Consider the following 23,571-nt stretch of genomic DNA (forward strand, 5'->3'; position numbering starts at 1 on the left):
TTTTTGCTCCTGGTTAGGGAAACAAATGATTTTATCGGGGAAACAAATCCAATTTTTAATCGTGGTTTTATTATTGGTTTGGTCTCTTAAAAATAAGTAAATCAGTTATTTGAGTTGGTTTGTTGTTGAGTTGGTTTGTTTTTCTATTGGTTTAATGTTTGATTTTTTCGAAAAATTAAAGAACCATTTGTCGTGTTTTTTTTTATTTCTCTTTCTCTTAATTTATTGTCAATGAGTGAACTTTGAAAAAAATCAAACTACATTTGTTTTTTCTAGATTTTTCTTAAATTACAAAGTATCTTCCAAAAAAATTCTGTTTTTTGATTTTTTAAACAGATGTTAATTGGAACCTTAGCTACTATTAGATTATGAGAATATTAAATACTAAATCAAAGTTCTACTTCATTACAAGCATCTGTATTCTTTTCTTTTGTGGTCTAGAAGCGCAAAATTCTGTGATTTTTGATAAGTTGACCACTCGAGACGGTTTGTCACAAAATGATGTAAATGCCATTTATCAAGATGATAAAGGGTATATGTGGTTCGGAACTCATGACGGACTCAACAGATATGATGGATATGAGTTTACGGTGTTTACACCCGATTTGTCAAATGAGAAGAGCATCAACAGTAACTTGATTTGGAAAATTATTGGAGATTCTAAAGGAGGTCTTTGGATTGCTACCACAGGAAATGGTATCAATTATTTTGATTCTCAAACTGAGGAGTTTATACATTTTATCAATGATAAAGATGATGAAAACAGTTTGTCTAATGATTATATTACTTCTATTCTAATTGATTCTGAGAATAGACTTTGGATTACAACCGCCGTTGGGATTGATATGCTAGACTTAAATATGCCTTTGGATAAGGCCAAGTTTATTCATTGTAATTTAAATAAAGATAAAGTTTTTGATGTTTGGAACGGAACACATATTTCTCAAATTTTTGAGGATAGTCATAAACAAATTTGGGTGGCCAGTGCAAAAGGGGTTCATAAATTAGAAAGTGATAAAGATGGTCATAAGTATTTTCAATGGTATAATGTTTTTTTAGGAATACCGGAATCTGGAGTGAGATGTTTGAGTGAGGATCAATATGGAAATTTAATTTTAGGGACGCATAATAATATTTTTATAGTTTCAAAAAGAGGGTATTCTAAAAAGGCTATGAAGGTCTATTGGGGTAATTTTACAGATATTGTAGTTGATAAAGAATATATCTGGGCGGCAACCAATCGAGGGTTGATGCAATTCAAAACTTTAGATGATGGAGTAAAGCCAGCCCTTGTAAACTTTTTTAAAAATGACCCAAACCAAAGAAGAAGTTTAAGTTCAAACAGTGTGAAGTCTTTGTTTATTGATGATACTGGGATTTTGTGGGTTGGTACTTATGGAGCTGGAATTAATAAATACGACCCGCATAAAAAACAATTTCAACATTTTTTAAAAACCGGTGAGTCAGGAAGTTTGAGTAGTAATAAAATTCGATCGATTCAAGAGGATAAAAATGGGTTTCTTTGGGTCGGTACCGAGGGAGGAGGTCTAGATATTCTGTCGAGAATGCATGATGATGGAGTTTATAATAAATTTGAATATGGACAAGATTTTGTAACTGCCTTCACTATTGAAAATGCGACTATTGGAGGAAGGGATAAGGTATTGGTAGGTGGGCAATCTACGCCAAACTTGTTTATGGTAGATGTTACAGAAGAAAAGGCAGTATCAGAGTTAGTTTTTGAACCCGTGAAAGAAGTCACAAGTACGGTGTTTTCTGTATTACAGGATAGCAAATTGAATTTATGGATTGGAACTTATAATGGAGGGGTAAGAAGATGGCTGTCCTCAGGAAGTGAGGGAGAGTTTAAGAAGGATATACTTTTTAAAAATGATAATCAGGAGAAAAGTATTTCTAATAATATTGTAAGAGATATCTATGAAGATCATTTTGGAAATGTTTGGTTCGCTACGGGTGATGGTCTGAATATGTTGACTAGAGAAGAGGCCGTTGCACGAAATCCAAAATTTGTAGTTTATAAAAATAGTAGAAAGGATTCAACAAGCATCAGTCATAATTATATACTAACCTTATATGAAAGCTCTAAAGGAGAAATGTGGATTGGAACTTTTGGCGGAGGATTGAATAAATTTGTACCTGCTACAGCGTCAAGTCCTGCCCATTTCAAAAGGTATTCTACATTACATGGCTTGCCTAATAATGTGATCAAAGGGATCTTAGAAGACAAACAAGGAAATCTTTGGGTTTCAACCAATCGAGGAATTTCTAGGTTTGATACAGAACATGAGATTTTCAAAAATTATGATGTAAATGATGGGTTGCAAAGTGATGAGTTTGGAGAGTTGGCCTGTGTGGTTCGAAAATCTGGCGAGTTTGTTTTTGGAGGTGTAAATGGTTTTAATTCTTTTTATCCAGAAGAAATAAAAAGTAATAATATCAATGCACAAACAGTATTAACGGATTTTTTAATTTTTAATAAATCGGTAAAAATTGGAGAGGAAATCAATGGTAGAGTTGTTATTGATAAATCTATCAATGAAGTTGATGAAATTGAATTATTGCATAATGAAAATAGTTTTTCTTTTGAATTTGCAGCATTGCATTATGCTGCCTCTAACAAAAACACCTATGCGTATAAATTAGAGGGGTTTAATAAAAAATGGTTGTATACCACCTCAGAAAATAGATACGCAACGTATACTAATTTAGAACCAGGTTCCTATGTGTTGAAGGTAAAATCTTCTAATAATGATGGAGTTTGGGACACCACTCCGGTGGAATTAAAAATTAAGGTGATTCCGCCTATTTGGAAAACAAGTTTTGCTAAGATTTTTTACTTGTTGTGTGTTTTAGGGTTGTTATTTGCTTTTAGGCGTTTTACAATTATTAAAACTACAAAAAAATACGACCTAGAGTTAGAGCATCTTGAAAAGGAGAAAAAAGAAGAAATTCATAAGCTGAAGTTAGAGTTTTTTACAAATATTTCGCATGAGTTTAGAACTCCGTTAACCTTAATCAATGGTCCTTTGGATTATTTGTTAAAACAGGGCGATAAAATTACGCCTAAAGAAGCACGTGTTCAATATAATCTAATGAAAAAGAACACCGGGTATTTACTGCGTTTGGTGAATCAGTTGATTGACTTTAGAAAAATGGATAGAGGAAAACTTGATTTAAATATAGCCAAAGGAAATATAGTGGCTTTCTTAAAAGAGGTTGGCGAGCCGTTTCAGTTTTTAGGAACAAAAAAGAATATCAATTTTAAAGTAGTAAACAAAGAAGCTACCATTATCAGCTGGTTTGATTCTGATGCCTTGGAAAAGGTGGTGAATAATTTATTGTCAAATGCATTTAAGTTTACACCAGAAGAAGGAGAGATTTCTTTGGAAGTTGCTGAGGCAGATCAGTACCCAGAATTGTACGAAATGTCAAAAGGATTGGAATTAAAAGACTATGTTTTAATCAAAGTTCAAGATTCTGGCCCAGGAATACCTGCTCATAGAATTAATCATGTTTTTGAGCGTTTTTATATGGAAGTAGATAAACTAAAAATGAACATGAAAGGTTCAGGTATTGGTTTGTCTTTCACAAAAAACTTGGTAGAATTGCATCAAGGGGTAATTAGTGTAAAAAGTAATAGCGATGATGGAACTTGTTTCTATGTATGGTTGCCAAAAGATAAAGCTGCCTATTTAGATAAAAAAGGAGTTAGTTTTCAACAAGATTTTGAGACGGATAGTTTTATTAGCCAAGAGGATGCCGAATCTCAGGCAATCGATGTTATGGATGAAATTGTTGATTCGAATATCAATAGGTCAAGGTCTAAACTACCTGTATTATTAATTGTTGATGACAATCAAGATATCCGATTGTTTATCAAGCAAGGGTTAGGGGAAAGCTATTATATTTATGAAGCAGAAAATGGAGAGCAAGGTTTTGAAATAGCAAAAAAAGTAACTCCTAATATTATTATTACAGATTTGATGATGCCGGTAATGGATGGTGTTGAATTTTGTAAAAGTTTAAAAACAACGCAAGAGACGAGTCATATTCCGGTGATAATGTTAACGGCAAAAATGTCTCAAGAGTCAGAGATACAGGGATTAAAAACAGGGGCAGATGCTTATATTAGAAAACCTTTTGATATGGAGCTCTTGCACTTGAAACTGCAAAATACCTTAAAATATCGTCAAGAGTTAAGAAAGAGATTTAATAGAGAGATTACGCTACAACCAACAGAAGTAACGGTAACATCTACTGATGAAGATTTCTTGCAACGTGCCATTGGAGTGGTAGAAAAACATATGATGGATACCGAGTTTAGTGTAGAGTTTTTAGTGAAAGAAATGTATTTGAGTAGAAGTCATTTTTATCTGAAAATTAAAGAATTAACAGGACTGTCTTCAAGTGAGTTTATCAGGAATATTAGATTAAAACGAGCGATGCAGCTGCTTACAGATTCAGATTTAGCGGTAAAGGAAATCATGTATATGACTGGTTTTAATACAGCATCCTATTTTTCTAAATGCTTTAGAAAACAATTTGGATTGATACCGAGTGAGTATTTGAAACAAATCAAAGGAGATGCAGGAGCAACCGAAGGAAAAGGCGATACTTTCCAAGCATAGGAGAAAAAGTATAGTGATATAAAAAAAGGCTTGAAATTAATTTTCAAGTTTTTTTTGTATCTGTTGGTTTGGGTTTATTTTGTAGATTTGGAAGTAAGGAAAAAAATATATGCAAAAGAGGAACTATTCAAAATAGTAAAACTATCTAAGGGGCATTAAAACTGGAAAAAATAGAGATGTCGATAGGGTAACTTTGCCTTTAATACTTTTTACAAATGTGATTTCTCAAGATGAGATAAATAAATTATAGGAATATAGTTATAGTAAAAATACTTTTTATAAAGTCTCCAGAACTTAGAAAGTATAATCGGAAATTGTCATTGATTGAAAACAGAATGATCAAAGATTAACCATATTCCATTACGTTGTTTATAGTTTCAAAAGAAGAATTGTTATGAAAAATAATTTATTTTTCTTATAAGTTAATATATTTGCGTATTACAGAAATGAATTGCGAAATTGGTGCATTAATGTTTTGTTAAACACTACGGGAGATAAGATATCATGGAGGAAGAAAAAAAATATATAGATTTGTTTTCAGGTTGTGGGGGACTTTCTTTAGGACTGCATAATGCAGGTTGGAAAGGTGCTTTTGCCATAGAGAAAAGTGCTGATGCGTTTAAAACTCTTGAGTATAACTTAATAAAAAAGAAAAATCATTTTGATTGGCCAGAATGGTTAGGGAAACCACAGCATCATGATATAAATAAGGTTATAGAAAATTATTCCGAAAATTTAAGAGCTTTAAGAGGGACTATAGATTTAGTTGCTGGTGGGCCTCCTTGTCAAGGTTTTTCAATGGCAGGAAGAAGAAAAGAAAACGATTCTAGAAATGACTTAATCAATTCTTATATAGAATTTATAGACTTAGTTAAACCTAAATTGATATTTTTTGAAAACGTAAAAGGATTTACGCAAGGTTTTAAGCAAAACAACAAGAAAGGGAAAGCATATTCTAAATATGTAAAAGATGAACTATCGAACAGAGGATATACCGTTTCAGGACATTTAATGAATTTTGCTGATTACGGTGTGCCTCAAAAGAGAACTAGGTTTATTTTGGTAGGAATTCATAATGAGTTTTTACAAGAGAACACTGAGGTTGATAAGGAAACATTTTTTAAGAAAATTTCAGAAAATAAGGAACGGTTTTTAATTAACAAAAACTTGATTGTCAATCCAACCTTAGAAGATGCAATTTCGGATTTGTTACAAGTAAATGGTCAAGTTGAATCTGAAACACCTAATTTTAAAGCAGGTGTTTACGGAGAGGTTAAATCTGAATATCAAAAATATTCTAGAAAGTATAAAAGGAAAGATAGTAGAGTTGATAGTCACAGATTTGCGAAACATACAGTTTCAGTAAAAAATAGATTCCAAATAGCTTTGGATGAAAATTTAACTAGTGCAGCGTATAGGGAACGTTTTCAACTAAAGAAAAGTAGCACTAAAATTTTGGAAGCAAATAAGCCAACGCCTACTATTACAACATTACCAGATGATTATATACATTATTGCGAGCCTAGAATTATGACAGTTCGTGAATATGCACGTATTCAATCATTTCCAGATACTTATCAATTTAAAGGAAAATATACCACTGGGGGTAAAAGAAGAACACAAGAAGTACCAAGATATTCACAAATTGGAAATGCAATTCCTCCTTTATTTGGAGAACAAGCAGGTTTGGTTTTAAAACAACTAATTCAATAATGGGAAATGAATTAGAATTTAAAATAAGTACTGGTTTAAAAGATATCATTGGTAAGGATTTAATTACTGATGAATTTATAGCCGTTTTCGAATTAGTTAAAAATTCTTATGATGCATTTGCTGAAAATGTAATCATTACAATTGAGGATGATAAATTAATTATTTCGGATGATGGAAAAGGAATGTCCTTAGATGATTTAAAAAACAAATGGTTATTTGTTGCTTATTCAGCAAAAAAAGATGATTCCGAAGACAATACTGATTCTGGCAAAAACGAATCATATCGCGATATAATTCAAGAAAGAAAACATTATGCCGGTGCAAAAGGTATTGGTAGATTTTCCAGTGATAGATTAGGAAAAGTACTTACAATAAAAACAAAAAATATTGATTCTTTAAAATTAGAAGAGTTAGAGATTGATTGGTCTAAATTTGAAACTAATCAAAAAAATACATTTGAAACTGTAAAAGTTAATCACAATACACTTGATAAAACTGTAAAGTTTCCCGAAAACTCTAACTCTGGAACTATCTTAGAGATTTCTAAACTATACAAGGTATGGGATAGAACAAGAATATTAGCTTTAAAACACTCTCTTGAAAAATTAATAAACCCTTTTTCAGAAAAAAATGACTTCAATATTGAAATTATTTGTAAAAAGGAATTAAGCGAAGATGAAAATGGATTTTACATAGTTGGTAACAAAGGTATTAAGGGGAGAAAATACTTAGATAGAGATAAAGTCAATGGTTCTATAAAAAATGCTATCCTTGATATCTTAGAATTAAAGACTTCTCAGATTACATTCAAAATTTCAAAAGGAAAAATCGAAACAAAAATAATTGATAGGGGTGAATTAATTTATCATACAAAAGAACCTGCCAAGAAGTTTCAAATTATTAAAAACTTACAAATTGATTTATATTTTTTAAATCGTTCAGCGAAACACAATTTTTCTTTAAAAATGGGAATTCAACCAATACAGTTTGGTTCTATATTCTTATTTAAAAATGGGTTTAGAGTACAACCTTTTGGAGAAAAAGGTGATGATAGTTGGGGTATTGATTTTAGAGCACAACAAGGTTATAATCGATTTTTAGGAACGAGAAACTTGTTTGGAAGAGTTTCAATTTCTACAAACGATACTGTGCAATTTAAAGAAGTTTCCAGTAGAGATGGAGGTTTAATAGAAACCCCTGGATATTATGAATTGATGAATGCTTTTAAATTGGCCCACAGAAGATTAGAAAGATATGTTGTTGGAGTACTTTGGGGTGAAGGATTTAAAAGACAAAAATATTTTGGAAACAATACTGATAAAGCAGAACAGTATAAGCTACAATTATCAACGGATAAAGACTCTGAAAATCTAGATGTTGCAAAATCTAATTTAGGTAGTAAACTAGATTTCATTCAAATTATTAAAAGCTTAAGCAATAATAAAGATGTTGAAATTATTGACTTTAATAAGGACTTTATTGATTTAATAAATGAAAAAATTGATGAATCACAAATTAAATTTATTTCTGATTTAAAAGAAATTGCTGATAAAACTGATGATTCTAAACTTCAAAATAAAGTCTACGATATTGAGCAAGCTTTCGAAAAACTAAAACAAGAAAAAGAAAAAGCCGAAAGAAGAGCTACAGAAGAAGAAAAGAGAAGAAAAGAAGCTGAAAAAAAAGCTTACGAACAAGAAAAAGCACGTAAAGAAGCTGAAAGAAAGACTTTAAAAGAAGAAGAGAAAAGAAGGCAAGCTGAACTTAAGGCTGAAACGAAAGAAAAAGAAAGAGCTCAAGCAGAATTAGCTAAAGTAAAAGCTCAACTGAAAGCTAAAGAAGAAGAGGAAAAAAGAAAAAAAGAAGAAGAGGCTAGAAAAGAAGCCGAAAAGAGAGAACAAAAAAGGAAAGAACAAATTAGCTTAATAAAATCAGCTGAAACAATAGAATATAAAGACTTACGTGATTCTAATCATATTATTGGTGTATACTCTGAAACTATTTCATCAAAAATTTTAAGTCTTAAAAGAAAGCTTGACAAAAATAAGATCCCTACGAAAACACAGCTAATTGATTTCATAAGTGCAATTAACTTAGCAAATGAAAAAATAGGAACAATCACGAGATTTACTACTAAAGCGAACTACTTAAAAGCTTCATTACAAACAAAGGAAAATATTGTTTCGTTTATAAAAAACTATGTAGAAAAAACCTATAGAGTCTTACATAAAATTGATGTGGAATTTATTGATTCTGATGTTGAATTCATTAAAGAATTTAAACCAATAGAACTAACAGTTGTAATTGATAATATTCTTAATAATTCAAGAAAGAAAAATGCAAAAAAAGCAATTTTCTCTTTTTCAATGTCAAATAATAATCTGATAGTTTCTATTAAAGATATTGGAGAGCCTTTAAATAAAGATTTAAATAGCTGTATTATTTTTGAAGAGGGTATAACAACAACAAGAGGTTCTGGTCTTGGCTTAAGTCACGTTAAAAGAATAGTTGAAGAGGAACTAAGCGGTAAAATAATCCATAATCCAGAATATAAGAATGGATTTGAACTAAAAATTACATTGAATAAATGAGAATAAGTTACAATATATTATGGGTTGAGGATGACAAGCAATATTATGAAGCAAATCTTGAACTAATCGATGATTTTCTAGACGATAATGGTTTTGAAGTAAAATCTAAATTATGTAGAAATTTTGGAGAGGTAGAAGCAGAATATCAGAACAATCATCTAAAAGAATATGATATAATGTTCATTGATTTTAATTTAGATGATAAAATTTATGGAAGCGAAATTATTGAGTTTATAAGAAGTCAAGATGACAATTCTATATTAACCGATGTAATATTTTATTCTTCAGATATTGAATCTGTTAGAGATAAGTTAAAAGAAAATGGGTTTGAAGGAGTATATACAAGTCCAAGAACTGAATTTATTGGAAAAGCTGAAAAAGTTATTTTAAGTACTATAAAAAAAGTACAAGAAGTAAATCCTATAAGAGGGTTAATAATGGCTGAAACAAGTGAATTAGACAATTTAATGCTTGAAATTATAACTAAGATGCTATTAACTGAACATAAAGAAGCTTATCAAAATTATATTAAATCGGAAGTTGAAAGTACTATAATCAAAAACACAAAATTAGCCAATGATAAGAACAGTAACATTAATGACAAAATAAGTGATTCTAGAATTTTCACTACTTTTCATAAGGCCAAATGTATTAACAAACTCTACAAACAAACAAAAACCTCTGAAAAGCCGATTGGCAAAGAAAATTTCTTTTCTCGATATGATGAAAATGTAATTTCTGTTAGAAATAATTTTGCACACGTAAAAGAGGAAATTAGAGGTGGAGAAAAAGTGTTGATTAGTTATTCTACTGGTAAAGAAATCGTATTTAACGAATCTGAATGTATAAAAATTAGGAAATCATTAATTGAATTCAGAAAAGAATTAGAAGAAATCAATAGTAAATTATAGCCAACTTAGGTTTAACCACATTTAAAGTTTGTTCGTGTTTCACAATTTTAAATGAGTTTTAGTTATAAAACGAGCAAATTTTTGAAAAAAAACAGTGAGATAATAAGGCTAATAAACGTAGGTCGTTTGTGCTTACTGAAAGGTCTGTGGATATTTATATTTAGTTATTTGATAAATACGATGAACATTACAAATCAGAACTAGATGATGTGATACAATTCGTTTGTTGAGGTTTTAAGTTGAAGTCCTCTTAAAAAGCAATCACCTGCAACAGTTTCAAATCAGTATCTGTTCTGTTGAGTCCTTTTACTTTATAAATGGCCGTAAAATGTTTACTTGTTTGTAAATATTCCTTTTCAAATTTTGAAATACTATCCAAATTTGTGAAATAAGCCACTGTGGCACTTACTCCAATATCGTGTTGCGAAAAGAATACAAAGTGTTCTTTGTTACCAATACTCGTGTACTTAGAAACCAAGGCATATTCTTCTTGTGTGTTTTGTGAGTTAAACGAGTAACTTTTATTTTCAGCTGCTGTCAGTCCACTAATATGTAATGTGTTGTCAATGATTTTGCAATAAGGGTTGGCTTCGTTGAAAAAGGTTAAAAATTGGTTTTTGTTTTTAGAAGGTCCAACATAAATAGCGTTGCTTTCTTTTATCTCAGGAATGGTAGTTTGGGTTGAGAATCTGATTTCAAAACGGTTGTTGTGCAACTGAAATAATTCTTGAATTTTTTGTGTAGCCAAAGCGCTCATTCTTGTACTGTAACTATAACTAGCGGGGTTTATTTTTCCTTTCAATTCTGGTTTGTCATCTATAAGTTGGTAAAAATCTTTCGTGTTATTGATGCTAAAATCTCGTGTCCATCCTCTTTCTCCTGTGATGGTATTTCCGGCTATTCCAAAATGATCTCCTATGTATAGATTTGTTTGCTGGTTGTCATCTAGAAAATTCTTCCACATCACCGGTGCGGTTGGGGTTTTTGATATGAGAAGAATGACTATCACGGCGCCCAACAAGCCAAGGTAGGGTAGGGTAAGTTTCCAGTTGATATTTTTTATTGGGTTTCCTTCTTTCTCTGTTTTTACGAAACTAATTTTATACTGTCCTTTTTCAATGGCCAATTTCCAGGTGTCCTGCTTTCCTTCGTTTTGATAATATGCGATTAGTTTTTTTCTAAGGTTGTAAACATTCACACGAACTCGAGGGTTGTTTTTTTCAGAAATGTCCTTGTTGCCAAAAAATTCTATATCAATTACCCCTTCCTTTAATTCTATATTTTTAAGGGTTGCTTCATGTAAGTATTGCAACAAAGCGCTACTTGTTGGAGCATTTTTTAGAGTATTGCTGTTTCTGATTTTTGAAACTATTTCCTGTTTTTTAGATTTTCCGAGTTCCATGTATGGTTTCTGTTTTCCTTTGATTTAAAGGGGTTTTATGCAATGCATTAACCGTTATAGGTACCGTTAAAGCTGCGTTAAAGTTAAAAAAAGAATGTTAGATAGCTACATTTGAAGAACAAATCTTACAAAACTACTCTATGGAAGCTCTAATTCTATAGAGATTTTAAGATTTAAATAGTTACCTAAATACGCCTAACAATGAATACCTTTTTACATGAAAATTTTATCTTAGAAACAGAGGAAGCTCAGCTATTGTTTCATAAGAATGCCTCTCAGATGCCAATCATAGATTATCATTGTCATTTGGATCCAAAGACCATTGCAGAAAATAAAAAGTTTAGAAACTTAACGCATTTGTGGTTAGATGGAGATCATTATAAATGGAGAAGTATGCGAACGAATGGCGTTGCTGAAAACTATTGTACTGGTGATGCTGAGGACTTTCAGAAATTTAAAAAGTGGGCGGCTACAGTACCTTATACCTTAAGAAATCCCTTGTATCATTGGACACATATGGAGTTGAAATCTTTTTTTGGTTACGAAGGAGTGCTTAATGAAGATACTGCTGAGGAAGTTTGGGAATTGGCAAATAAAAAATTAGCAACAGATGCCTATCGTCCACAGGGTTTGATGCAGATGATGAAAGTGGAGTTGGTCTGTACTACTGATGATCCTATCGATTCATTAGAATACCATATTGAAATTGCAAATAGCGATTGTAAAACCAAAGTACTCCCAACATGGAGGCCAGATAAGGCCATGGCTGTTGAAAATACAGAGGAGTACAATAACTATATAGATACGTTGGGAGTTGTTGCTAATGTTTCCATTGTAACTTTTGAAAATCTTATGGAGGCCCTTTTGAAGCGACACGACTTTTTTGATAAAGTAGGTTGTCGATTGTCAGATCACGGAATTGAAGAGTTTTATGCAGATGATTATGATGTAAAGGAAATAAAAACAATTTTCTTTAAAGTAAGGTCTGGTATTGATTTGCAGGAAAATGAAGTACGAAAATTCAAATCGGCGATGTTGTATGAATTTGGATTGATGGATCATAAAAAAGATTGGACGCAACAATACCACTATGGAGCGATAAGAAATAATAACAGTCGATTGTTAGAAAAATTAGGTCCAGATACGGGTTTTGATTCCATTCATGATATCAGTGTGGCTGCTTCGATGTCAAAATTTTTAAATACCCTTGATAAGACAGATCAATTGGCTAAAACCATTATTTATAATTTGAATCCTGCCCATAACGATGTTGTTGCAACGATGATTGGGAACTTTCAAGACGGTTCGGTTCCAGGTAAAATTCAATTTGGTTCGGGTTGGTGGTTTTTAGACCAGAAATCTGGTATGGAAGATCAAATGAATTCACTCTCTAATTTAGGTTTACTCAGCAGGTTTATTGGAATGTTAACGGATTCTCGTAGCTTTTTGTCTTATTCAAGACATGAATATTTTAGAAGGATTTTATGTAACTTATTGGGGAATGATGTTGCCAAAGGAATGATTCCTAAGGATATGGAATTGTTACAAAAAATGGTAGAGGATATCAGTTATTATAACGCTAAGAATTATTTTAATTTTAATTAAAAAAAGCATGAAAATTTTAAATAGATTCATTTTTTGCCTTGTGTCATTTTATTTGTTTGTACAAAGTTCGGCGAATGCACAGGAAACGGAAATTAAATATTTATCAGGTACTGGAAGTGATGCTACTGTTGCTTGGGATTTTTTTTGTTCTGAGGGAAGAAAAAGTGGAGTATGGACAAAGATTGAAGTGCCTTCTTGTTGGGAGCAACAAGGTTTTGGAGCTTATAATTATGGTACAGATAAAGTAGAAGACAGAGCGAAAGAGCACGGATTGTACAAGCATTCCTTTTTGGTTCCAGAGGATTGGAAAAAGAAAGATGTTAAAATTGTTTTTGAAGGTGTAATGACGGATGCTGAGGTAAAAATAAATGGAAAGTTGGCTGGAGAAATTCATCAAGGATCTTTCTATGAATTTAAGTACGACATCCATAAATTTTTAAAATTTGGAAAACAAAATGTATTAGAAGTTAAAGTAAACAAAATATCTGCCAATGCATCTGTTAATCATGCTGAGAGAGTTGCAGATTTTTGGATATTTGGTGGGATATACAGACCTGTTTATTTAACAATAGCTCCGAAAGAAAACATACAACGTTTGGCAATTGATGCAAAAGCGAATGGAGATATTACAGCGGATTTGTTTGTGAACTCAAAAAAAACAAATTCTGTTGCGGTTTCTTTGATGGATCTTCAAGGTAATAAAATTGAAGAGTTGTCAATTGATAAAATAGAAAAAGCATCAGGGAAATGGCATATTAGTACTCATGCTAAAGATATAAAATCTTGGAATCCAGAACACCCAAATTTGTATGAATTGGAGTTTAGATTGTTGAGCAAAAAAGGCAAATTGATTCATATCTCTAACAAAAGAATTGGATTTAGAACGGTTGAAATACTTAAAGGCGATGGGATCTATGTAAATGGAGAACGAATTAAGTTCAAGGGAATCAATAGACATGCTTTTCATCCTAAAACAGGAAGAACAACCTCTAAAGCAATTAGCATAAAGCATGTTCAAATGATGAAAGATATGAATATGAATGCAGTGAGAATGTCGCACTATCCGCCTGATGTTCATTTTTTAGAAGTTTGTGATTCCATAGGCTTATTTGTGATTGATGAAATTTGTACTTGGCATAATCCAATGTTAGACACTGAAGTTGCACGTAAAATTGTAAAAGAAACTGTTGTAAGAGATGTGAATCATCCTTCAATTTTATTGTGGGCAAATGGAAATGAACAGGGATGGAATCCAGAAGTGGACGGAGATTATGCGCTTTGGGATATTCAAAAACGAGAAGTGATTCATCCATGGAGTATCTATAAAAAAACAAACACAATTCACTACAGTCATTATCATTCGCTGGTCAATGATTCTTATACTAAAGATAAAATTTTGTTTCCTACTGAATTTTTACATGGATTGTATGATGGAGGACATGGTGCAGGTTTACAAGATTATTGGGAGAAAATGTGGAATTTGCCTTTAAGTGCAGGAGGTTTTTTATGGGATTTTGCAGATGAAGGGATTGAAAGAACGGATAGGAATAATGAAATAGATCTTCAAGGTAACAAAGCAGCAGATGGTATTGTAGGCCCATATGGAGAGAAGGAAGCTAGCTATTTTACCGTTAAAGAAATATGGTCACCAATTTATATTGAAGATCGTTTTATCAATGAAGATTTTAATGGGATTTTTAGATTAGAAAATAGATATCATTATACCAATTTAGAGGCTTGTACAATGACGGCAAAGTGGATCGGATTTGAAGGTCCAAAAGGAGGAGAAGAGAAATTAATTGCCAAGAGTAATGTGGTGCTTCCAAGTTTAGATCCTGGTTCTAAAGGAAAATTTACAATTGAAAAGCCTAAAAATTGGCAAAATGCTGATGCGCTACATTTAACTGCTGTGGATGCAAAGGGTAGGGAAATTTTTACTTGGAGTTATCCAGTAGCAACACCCAAAGAATTGAATGTGGATAAAGTTGATTATTCAAAAACGGGTAAAATAAACACTAAAACTAAAGACGGTATTATTAGTGTCAGAGCTGGAGAGTTTCAATATGAATTTTCTGAAGAAAATGGAATTTTAAAAAAGGTTACAAATGGAACTCAAATTATTCCTTTAAACAACGGACCTTTTATTTTAAATCAAAAATCAAAAATCAAAAGCGTCTCCGTAAAATTATTAAAAGACAAAGTTGAAATATTGACAATTTTTGAAGAATCGAGCAGATCACCATCATGGTCTACCATAAAGGAAAAGAGATCTGATATTGTAAAATGGACTGTACATTCTAATGGTTTGTTAGATGTGAGGGTTGAATTTAAAGGGTTTAGAAACCTAAAGGGGTATAGAGGAATTACTTTTTCTTTTCCTGAGGAGGAAGTAGCTGGAATGAAATGGTTGGGAGACGGACCTTATAGAGTTTGGAGAAATAGAACCAAAGGAACACGTTTTCAAGTCTGGGAAAATGATTATAACAATACTGTAACCGGACAAGCAGGTGAGGATGAATTTGTATATCCAGAGTTTAAAGGGTTCTTTTCAAGTTTGTATTGGTCTACCATAAAAGGAAATCATAATAATGGATTTACAGTGTATTGTAGAACACCGCATACTTATTTAAGAATGTTAACGCCTGAAGAACCAAAAATTAATAAGTCAGGTGCGCAGAAAGAGAAAATTCACCCCTCTTTTCCAGAAGGAGATATTTCTTTTGTAATGAATATTCCTGGGATAGGGACTAAGTTTCAGTTTGCTGAAAGTACAGGACCACATGGAAATAAAGAACACTATTTTGGTAATGATGATGAACCAATTGTACTAGACTTGACTTTCGATTTTAACTAGATCACTAATAGAATTGTAAAATGAATTTAAAATTAATACACAGAACTTTTACTTTGATCTTGTTGGCAGTTTTTGTCTCTCAAGTCCAAGGGCAAAACGTTAAAACAATTAAAAAGTATTTGTCAGGAACCGATAAAGATCATACCGTTTCATGGGATTTTTATTGTTCGGGCGGAATGCAAAGTAAAAAATGGACCCAAATAGAAGTGCCATCTTGTTGGGAACTTCAAGGCTTTGGGAACTATAATTATGGTAGAGATTTTAAAATAAACAAACCCTATTTTGATGAACATGGAATTTATAAACATTCCTTTTTTGTAGCGCAAGCATGGAAAAACAATGAAGTGAAAATTGTTTTTGAAGGAGTGATGACCGATGCGGAAGTTAAGATAAATGGGAAATTAGCTGGAGAAATACATCAAGGAGCTTTTTATGAATTCAAATATTCTATTTCAAAATTATTGAAATATGGGGCTGAAAATAAATTGGAAGTAACGGTACACAAACGCTCGAGTAATGAATCTATCAATGCAGCAGAAAGACAATCTGATTTTTGGATTTTTGGAGGGATTTATAGACCTGTGTATTTAGAGGTATTGCCAAAAGAAAATATTGAGCGCGTTGCAGTGGATGCAAAAGCAAATGGAGATATAACGGCAGCTATTTATACCTCTTCTAAAAAGATTGATAAAATAAAGGTGCTTTTGGAAGATGATTTAGGGAACAAAATTCAAGATTTGAACCTGACTACGATGGAAAAAGGAAAGCAAAAATGGACCGTTGCTACCCATGCAAAAAATATCAAAACCTGGAATCCTGAAAGTCCGAATATGTACAGACTAAAGATAAGTTTGTTAAATAAGAAAGGAGCCATTTTGCATAGTGTTTATCAAAAAATTGGTTTTAGAACAGTTGAAGTTAGAGAGAGTGATGGTATTTATGTAAATGATCAAAAAATAAAATTCAAAGGTGTCAATAGGCATTCTTTTCATCCTGAATCTGGTAGAACAACGTCAAAAGAATTAAGTATCAAGCATATTGAGATGATCAAGGATATGAACATGAATGCAGTTCGTATGTCTCATTACCCTCCAGATGTTCATTTTTTAGAAGCTTGTGATTCTATAGGTCTGTTTGTGTTAGATGAAGTTTGTACATGGCATGTACCTTATTTAGATGTGGAGGTTGGAAAGAAAATTATAAGAGAAACCGTAACTAGAGATGTAAGTCATCCTTCAATATTGCTTTGGGATAATGGAAACGAAAGTGGTTGGAATACACAACTTGATGATGAATTTGCCAAATGGGATATTCAGCAGCGTGAGGTTATTCATCCTTGGGGGATTTTTAAAAAAACAAACACGTTTCATTATGTACCCTATCATGGATTGGCGTATGACGGATATGCAAAAGATAAAATTACATTTCCAACAGAATTTATGCATGGTTTATATGATGGTGGACATGGGGCAGGTTTAGATGATTATTGGAAATTAATGTGGCAGATGCCTTTAAATGCAGGTGGTTTTTTATGGGATTTTGCAGACGAGAGCGTGGTTCGTACTGATAAAGGAGGTGTTCTTGACGCTGATGGAAATCATGCACCTGATGGTATTGTTGGGCCGTATGGCGAAAAAGAAGGCAGCTATTTTACGATTAAGGAAGTATGGTCTCCTATATTTATTGAAGATAGGTTTATCAGAGACGGCTTTAATGGCAAGTTTAAGGTAGAGAACCGCTATCATTATACGAATTTAAACGCCTGTAAGATGACGGCCAAATGGGTTTCTTTTGAAGGACCAAACGGTGCTGCAGGGGAACAAGTAAATGTTGAAACGAATGTAATGATGCCCTCAATCACTCCTGGGAGCAGAGGTGTTTTTAAAGTTGATTTGCCAGATGCTTGGCAAAAGAATGATGTGTTGTATTTAACAGCGACAGACCCTAAAGGAAAGGAGATTTTTACTTGGTCGTATCCTGTTAAAATGCCAAAAGAACACAACGCATTACAAGTTGTAAATGAAGAGAAAGGAAAATTATCACTGAAGGAAACAGAGGAGAATATAGTGGTTACTGTAAAGAATTTAGAGCTTACATTTTCGTCAAAAACCGGACTTATATCAAAAGTGGTAAGAGGAGATGCTCTGATTCCATTAACAAACGGACCTGTTATTTTGGATAGTAAAAATGAGGTGGTTTCTGTAACGGTTAGAAAATCTAAAAAGAAAGTCGAAATAACGGCGCTTATGAAAGCCAAGAAAAAATATTGGGACTGGAAAGAGAATACAGAAATGTATCAAGACTATATCAAATGGACGGTGCATCCTAATGGTATGGTAGATCTGCATGTTAGTTTTAAAACTTCCCGAAAGACGAAGGTTTGTAAAGGGATTACTTTCACGTTTCCAGAAACGGAAGTTGCTGGTATGAAATGGTTGGGAGATGGTCCGTACCGAGTTTGGAGAAATAGAATGAAAGGAACTCAATTAAAAGTTTGGGAAAACGATTATAACAATACCATAACGGGTGAGTCAGGTTATGTATATCCAGAGTTTAAGGGATTCTTTTCTAGTTTGTATTGGGCAAAAATTAGAGGAAATCATAAAAATGGTTTTAATGTTTATTGTCATTCAAAAAACACTTTTTTGAGGATGCTAACACCAGAGGCTCCAGCAGAACCTTTAAGAGGTTCGGCAGTTACAAAGTTTCCTAAAGGGGATATTTCTTTTGTGAAAAATATTCCAGCGATTGGTTCAAAATTTAAAAATTTAGGAGAAATGGGACCAACCAGTAACGAAGAAATGATTTTTGGAAACGATGATGAAATGATAAAAGTAGACTTAACTTTTGAATTTTAGTGTTGCTTTTATTACAAAGAGAATTTAAATAAACTAAACAATTAACATGATGCATAAATTTCTATACCTACTGATGTTTGCAATGGTAACCGTTGCCTGTCAGAATAAACAAGAAAAACAACAACCAATGAAAGGTGATCAAAAGGAATTTCCTTTTTTTATACCTGCAGAGAAACCAGATCGTCCTTTGAGTGCGGCTGTGCAAAGAAATTATGATGCTTATGAGAACATCCGTCCTGAGCAAACAGAATTGTATACACAGTTTAAGTATACAAAATTAAAAGGGCTTGATTATAATGATGGTGATGGTACGATTACAAGGAGAGATCCTTCAAAAGTAATTTTTGAAAATGGGAAATACTATGTTTGGTATACGGGTAGAAAAACACCAGTAAAACCCGTAGGGATGTCGCGTGCCAAAGAGGCAACGGATGTAATTCCTTCTGCTGATTGGGATTTAGCAGATATTTGGTATGCTACTTCTGAGGATGGTTTTACTTGGAAAGAGGAAGGTATAGCCGTGCCAAGACCGCCAAAACCACAACCTGGATGGAGGTCTGTTACCACTACAGATATATTAAAATTTAAGGGCAAGTATTATTTATATTTTCAGGCATTTATGGAGGCTAGTGGATTAAGAGGTGACTTTTGTCCAGTATCAGTTGCCGTGGCCGATTCTCCAGATGGCCCATGGAAACATACTGGGAAAATCGTTATTCCTAATGGTCCGGAGGGTTCTTGGGATCAATATTCGATTCATGATCCGTACCCTTTAGTACACGATGGTAAAATTTATTTATACTATAAAGGAGATTTTGATAAGCGTCCGGAGTTAAAACCTTCTAAGATAAGAATGCAAGGATTGGCAATTGCAGAAGACCCATTAGGACCTTTTGAAAAACATCCCTTGAATCCCGTTATTAATTCTGGACATGAAACAACTTTATTTCCTTTTAAGAAAGGAGTTGCAGCAATCGTTCAGCGAGATGGGCAAGAGCATAATACCATTCAGTATGCAGAGGATTGGGTGAATTTTGAAATAGCTGCCATTACAGAATTATTACCCGTAGCGGCGGGTCCATATATACCAGATGCTTTTACGGATACTAAAGATGGTAAAGGGATTACATGGGGAATTTCTCATTTTATCAATGCAGGCGGAAATTGGAGACATTCCATCCTGACTCGTTTTGATTGTGATTTGAGTACAGAAATTCATGATGATGAGATGAAAAGACATTATTATAACTACTCTCCAGAGTTTCATTACAAAAAGCACGGTTTAAGTAAGAAACAGCGAAAAAGAATTTCAGAAGAAAACAACAAAATAAAAACACAACAGTAGTTTAAAACAGAGAACACTAGGTGAAACGAGATCGATTAGTTTTTAAGTTTTTTTGCTTCCTAATCTTAGGAGGATTCCATTATGTGTGTACGGCTCAGATAAACCATGTTAAGGTTGATATGAATACGCAACATATTGTAGGTGATATAGAAGAGTTTGACCGTGAAAAGTACATTACGATACACGCGAGTTTGTCTAGTGATTGGGCTGGCGATCATGTTGTGTCAGATATTAGAAAGGATTTTTTAAAGGGGTATGATGTGTATCTGGGTAGAGAAACTGGAGGTTTAAAAGGGGCTTTGAATGCTGTAAAAGAAGATCCAAATAGACCTGGCTTTGCCGATGTTACGGATATTCAAAAATTGGGGGCAAAATTTGTACAATCTTATCAAAAGAAACCCAACTTGTTTGGCTACGAAAAAAGGTTGAACAATATGGTTGTTGGAGCTCAGTTTCATCCAATTTGGCCAGAAGGAAAACTTACCAGAAAGGGTTGGGCGCTATCTGAATCAAGTTTCAACAAGGAACCATTCGGAACTGCTAGTGGTGAATTTATGGCTCACTACCTTAAAAGTTTTTATCCAACTGGGGAAATGAAAAAACCTAGGTTTATAGAAGTAATAAATGAACCGATGTGGGATTTAGTACCTAAAAAAAATAGAGGTATTGCGGAGAAGGAAGAGGCAGCGGTAGCTAAGATGGCTGAATTTCATTCTACCGTGGCTCATGAAATAAAAAAAATAAACCCAGATGTTTTAGTGGGAGGTTTTACTTGCGCATTTCCGGATTTTGAACAGTATGATTTTAAGAGGTGGGAATATCGATGGAAAAAATTCATTGATTTGACAGGTGATGATATGGATTTTTGGTCGTTGCATTTTTATGATTTCCCATGTAAACAGAAATATGAAAATGGCAAACTAAGCTATATTAAAAAGTATCGTAAAGGAAGTAATTTAAAAGCTTCGTTAGATATGTTAGAACAGTATAGTATGATAAAGTTTGGAAAGATTAAACCTATGGTCATCTCGGAGTATTCGGTTCAAGCACATCGGTATAGGGATTTAGCATGGACTCCTTGGAGAGATTTTCTGTATGTAAAAAGTGCCAATGCTATGTTGATGACTTTTATGGAGCATTCAGAATCAGTGGCTATGGCAATTCCGTTTTTTATGTTAAAATGTGAATGGGGTAGAACTAAAGACGGACATCCCTATAGAAGTAGGTTATTTAGACAGCAATTTGAGAAAAAAGGTGAAAGTGGGGAGCAATGGGTGTATTCGGATTTAGTTCAGTTTTATCAACTATGGTCTGATGTTAAGGGAAAGAGAATTGCTATTGAATCAAACAATATAGATATTCAATCCCAAGCTTTTATGGCGGGTAAAAAGATGTATGTTATTTTAAATAATTTATCCGAACAGAAACAATCTATGGCATTAGATGTTTTAAACCCGAAAGGTTATAGATTAAAAAGTATTAAGGTAAAACATCATTATGCTCCTTATAAATCAATTGAAGTTGAAAGAGAGGGAATAATTGAGGAATCCATTTTCAAAAATATGTTGGATAATGTTGTGCTAGAAGCAGAAGGTACCATGGTTTTAGAATACAGTTTTCAGAAATCTATAAAAATAGCCGAAGCACTGGAGGAGTTTAAATATTACTCAAAAGAATATTATCAATCTATTGAAGCGAATACTGAGCTTACCTTTACTGTAAATAGTGTTGTTGTCAATCAGTGTAGAAACGCAGTACTAAGAGTTGGAGTCGGAAGAAACCATGATAAAAGTTTAAAGCCTAGGATTCAAATCAATGGAAAAAGTCTAGAGTATTCAGAGGTTATTGCTGGTGATTTACAAGAGCAAAGAGATCGTTTTTATGGAGTTCTAGAAATTCCAATTCCTGTAGAGTATTTAACAAAGAACAACCATGTAAGTATTGGATTTCCAGATAATGGAGGACATGTAGCATCTGTAACGATGAAAGTTTACAATAAAAAAAATAAATAGATGAATTTGATTAAGTTTTGTAGTGGAGTCCTGTTAGCTGGTTGGATGCTTGCTGCCTGTAGTGGTTTGCCTAATAGCGAGCATAAAAAACCAGTTGTTTATAAGCCAACCTTTGAGTCATTAAAACAACATGGGGCTGCTCCAGAGTGGTTTGCGGATGCTAAATTAGGGATGTATTTTCATTGGGGCCCCTATAGTGTTCCGGCTTACGGAAGCGCTTGGTATCCTCATAATATGTATAAGGATAATAATAAGGTTAGGAAACACCATGAAGAAACTTACGGAAGTATTTTAGAATTTGGGTACGAAGATTTTATTCCAATGTTTAAGGCTTCTCAATTTGATCCCGATGATTGGGCATCTTTATTTAAACAAACGGGAGCAAAGTTTGCAGGGCCCGTTGCGCAGCATCATGATGGTTTTGCTATGTGGGATAGTGAAGTGAATCCTTGGAATGCATCTGATATGGGGCCAAAAAGAGATATTTTAGGGGATATGTTTGAAGCTCTTCAAAAGCAGGGGTTGAAAACCATAGCCACATTTCATCATGCAAGAAATGGACAGCGAAATGCAAATAATCCTGAGTTGTGGAAAACAGCCTATAATAGCCATTATGTTTATCATCCAGATTTGCCAACCGCAACCAAAGATCCAAAATTGCGCAAGTTATTTGGAAACTTTGAAACGATAGAGGAGTTTAATGACTATTGGTTGGATCAGGTAAACGAAGTGGTAGACAAGTACAGTCCAGATATTTTATGGTATGACTCTTGGCTAAACCTTATCCCAGAAGAGAAAAGAAATGAAATGGCTGCGCATCATTTTAATAATGGATTGAAGCAAAATAAAGAAGTGATGTTAGCACATAAACAGCAAGATTTACCTTTGGAGTATAGTGTGTTAGACTATGAGCAAGGTGGTAGAAAAGATTCATGGCCTACTCCTTGGATGACGGATATGACATTAGGTCAAAGCAGATGGATGTATGTGGAAGGGCATCCTTATAAAACTGCAGATTTGGTGGTGAGAAATATGATTGATATTTGGAGTAAAAACGGAGTAGTGTTGCTTAATGTTTCTCCTACTGCAGAGGGTGTAATCAATCAAGAACAAAGGGATGTTTTAAAAGAAATTGGAGATTGGATGCAAGTGCATGGGGAGGCTGTTTACGGCACAAGACCACATAATTTATATGGTTTTGGAAATGCTTCAACAGGGCATGGTCATAATGCAGGACAATCTTCATCCGTTGAGTATACAGCAAGTGACATTCGTTTTACGGTAGCAAAGGATAAAAAAGCCATGTATATTTTCTTTTTAGGAGAACCAAAACAAGGCAAAAAAATTGCCATGAAATCAATTGGAGGGTATCATAGAAATATTCCTCCAGGAAAAATAAAAAAAATTACTCATTTGGGTTCCAATACGAATACTGAATTTGATGTAACAACGGCTTCGTTTTATTTGACGATTCCAAATGTAGAAATGAATAAAATCGCGAATGTGTTTAAATTAGAGTTAGAGTAGTTTAGACATGTAAATTATGTTAGTTGATTTTAATACCCGTCCATATTGGAGGGGTATTTTTTTTACGAAAAAATAGAGAGATATCCTCTGTAGAATTGAAAAGT

General features: G+C 33.2%; 11 protein-coding genes. 10 read left to right on the plus strand and 1 reads right to left on the minus strand.

The annotated features are described in order from the left end of the window. Positions 1-368: 368 nt before the first annotated feature. The 4 genes from AC2DGP_RS11485 to AC2DGP_RS11500 all read left to right on the plus strand — a co-directional run bounded on the left by AC2DGP_RS11485 (position 369) and on the right by AC2DGP_RS11500 (position 9,864). Positions 369-4,649 (plus strand): two-component regulator propeller domain-containing protein, encoded by a 4,281-nt coding sequence (locus AC2DGP_RS11485; protein WP_484490207.1) that lies wholly within the window; start codon positions 369-371, stop codon positions 4,647-4,649. Between the two features lie 504 nt (positions 4,650-5,153). Continuing rightward, positions 5,154-6,362, plus strand: a complete 1,209-nt coding sequence (locus AC2DGP_RS11490) for a DNA cytosine methyltransferase (RefSeq protein WP_484490208.1) — start codon at positions 5,154-5,156, stop codon at positions 6,360-6,362. Continuing rightward, positions 6,362-8,953, plus strand: coding sequence for an ATP-binding protein (locus tag AC2DGP_RS11495; RefSeq protein WP_484490209.1), 2,592 nt, complete (start codon positions 6,362-6,364; stop codon positions 8,951-8,953). The genes AC2DGP_RS11490 and AC2DGP_RS11495 overlap by 1 nt, the downstream gene beginning before the upstream one ends. Next, positions 8,950-9,864 carry a hypothetical protein gene (locus AC2DGP_RS11500; protein ID WP_484490210.1) on the plus strand — a complete coding sequence of 305 codons (915 nt, stop codon included), beginning with the start codon at positions 8,950-8,952 and terminating at the stop codon, positions 9,862-9,864. The genes AC2DGP_RS11495 and AC2DGP_RS11500 overlap by 4 nt, the downstream gene beginning before the upstream one ends. Positions 9,865-10,114: 250 nt before the next feature. Here AC2DGP_RS11500 and AC2DGP_RS11505 read toward each other — a convergent pair whose 3' ends face one another. Then, positions 10,115-11,266, minus strand: a complete 1,152-nt coding sequence (locus AC2DGP_RS11505; RefSeq protein ID WP_484490211.1) for a hypothetical protein — start codon at positions 11,264-11,266, stop codon at positions 10,115-10,117. Between the two features lie 201 nt (positions 11,267-11,467). Here AC2DGP_RS11505 and uxaC point away from each other — a divergent pair, with 201 nt between their 5' ends. The 6 genes from uxaC (at position 11,468) to AC2DGP_RS11535 (ending at position 23,467) form a co-directional block, all read left to right on the plus strand. After that, on the plus strand, positions 11,468-12,871 hold the full coding sequence (gene uxaC / locus AC2DGP_RS11510; protein ID WP_484490212.1) for a glucuronate isomerase: 1,404 nt from the start codon (positions 11,468-11,470) through the stop codon (positions 12,869-12,871). A 7-nt stretch (positions 12,872-12,878) separates the two neighbouring features. Beyond that, positions 12,879-15,725, plus strand: coding sequence for a glycoside hydrolase family 2 TIM barrel-domain containing protein (locus AC2DGP_RS11515; RefSeq protein ID WP_484490213.1), 2,847 nt, complete (start codon positions 12,879-12,881; stop codon positions 15,723-15,725). A 20-nt stretch (positions 15,726-15,745) separates the two neighbouring features. Continuing rightward, the gene (locus AC2DGP_RS11520; RefSeq protein WP_484490214.1) at positions 15,746-18,583 is read left to right on the plus strand and encodes a glycoside hydrolase family 2 protein; all 2,838 of its coding nucleotides are present in this window, start codon (positions 15,746-15,748) and stop codon (positions 18,581-18,583) included. A gap of 46 nt (positions 18,584-18,629) precedes the next feature. Beyond that, on the plus strand, positions 18,630-19,928 hold the full coding sequence (locus tag AC2DGP_RS11525) for a glycoside hydrolase family 117 protein (RefSeq protein ID WP_484490215.1): 1,299 nt from the start codon (positions 18,630-18,632) through the stop codon (positions 19,926-19,928). A 119-nt stretch (positions 19,929-20,047) separates the two neighbouring features. Beyond that, positions 20,048-21,940: a hypothetical protein gene (locus AC2DGP_RS11530; RefSeq protein ID WP_484490216.1), complete on the plus strand. Its 1,893-nt coding sequence runs from the start codon at positions 20,048-20,050 to the stop codon at positions 21,938-21,940. Next, positions 21,941-23,467: an alpha-L-fucosidase gene (locus tag AC2DGP_RS11535; protein WP_484490217.1), complete on the plus strand. Its 1,527-nt coding sequence runs from the start codon at positions 21,941-21,943 to the stop codon at positions 23,465-23,467. The last annotated feature ends 104 nt before the right edge of the window (positions 23,468-23,571 follow it).

Source organism: Flavicella sp. IMCC45537 (assembly GCF_057197705.1).

Coding starts and splice junctions, on each gene's coding strand:
- AC2DGP_RS11490 (WP_484490208.1), top strand. CDS start 5,154: ATGGAGGAAGAAAAAAAATATATAGATTTGTTTTCAGGTTGTGGGGGA.
- AC2DGP_RS11505 (WP_484490211.1), bottom strand. CDS start 11,266: ATGGAACTCGGAAAATCTAAAAAACAGGAAATAGTTTCAAAAATCAGA.
- AC2DGP_RS11520 (WP_484490214.1), top strand. CDS start 15,746: ATGAATTTAAAATTAATACACAGAACTTTTACTTTGATCTTGTTGGCA.
- AC2DGP_RS11535 (WP_484490217.1), top strand. CDS start 21,941: ATGAATTTGATTAAGTTTTGTAGTGGAGTCCTGTTAGCTGGTTGGATG.
- AC2DGP_RS11485 (WP_484490207.1), top strand. CDS start 369: ATGAGAATATTAAATACTAAATCAAAGTTCTACTTCATTACAAGCATC.
- AC2DGP_RS11525 (WP_484490215.1), top strand. CDS start 18,630: ATGATGCATAAATTTCTATACCTACTGATGTTTGCAATGGTAACCGTT.
- uxaC (WP_484490212.1), top strand. CDS start 11,468: ATGAATACCTTTTTACATGAAAATTTTATCTTAGAAACAGAGGAAGCT.
- AC2DGP_RS11515 (WP_484490213.1), top strand. CDS start 12,879: ATGAAAATTTTAAATAGATTCATTTTTTGCCTTGTGTCATTTTATTTG.
- AC2DGP_RS11495 (WP_484490209.1), top strand. CDS start 6,362: ATGGGAAATGAATTAGAATTTAAAATAAGTACTGGTTTAAAAGATATC.
- AC2DGP_RS11530 (WP_484490216.1), top strand. CDS start 20,048: ATGAATACGCAACATATTGTAGGTGATATAGAAGAGTTTGACCGTGAA.
- AC2DGP_RS11500 (WP_484490210.1), top strand. CDS start 8,950: ATGAGAATAAGTTACAATATATTATGGGTTGAGGATGACAAGCAATAT.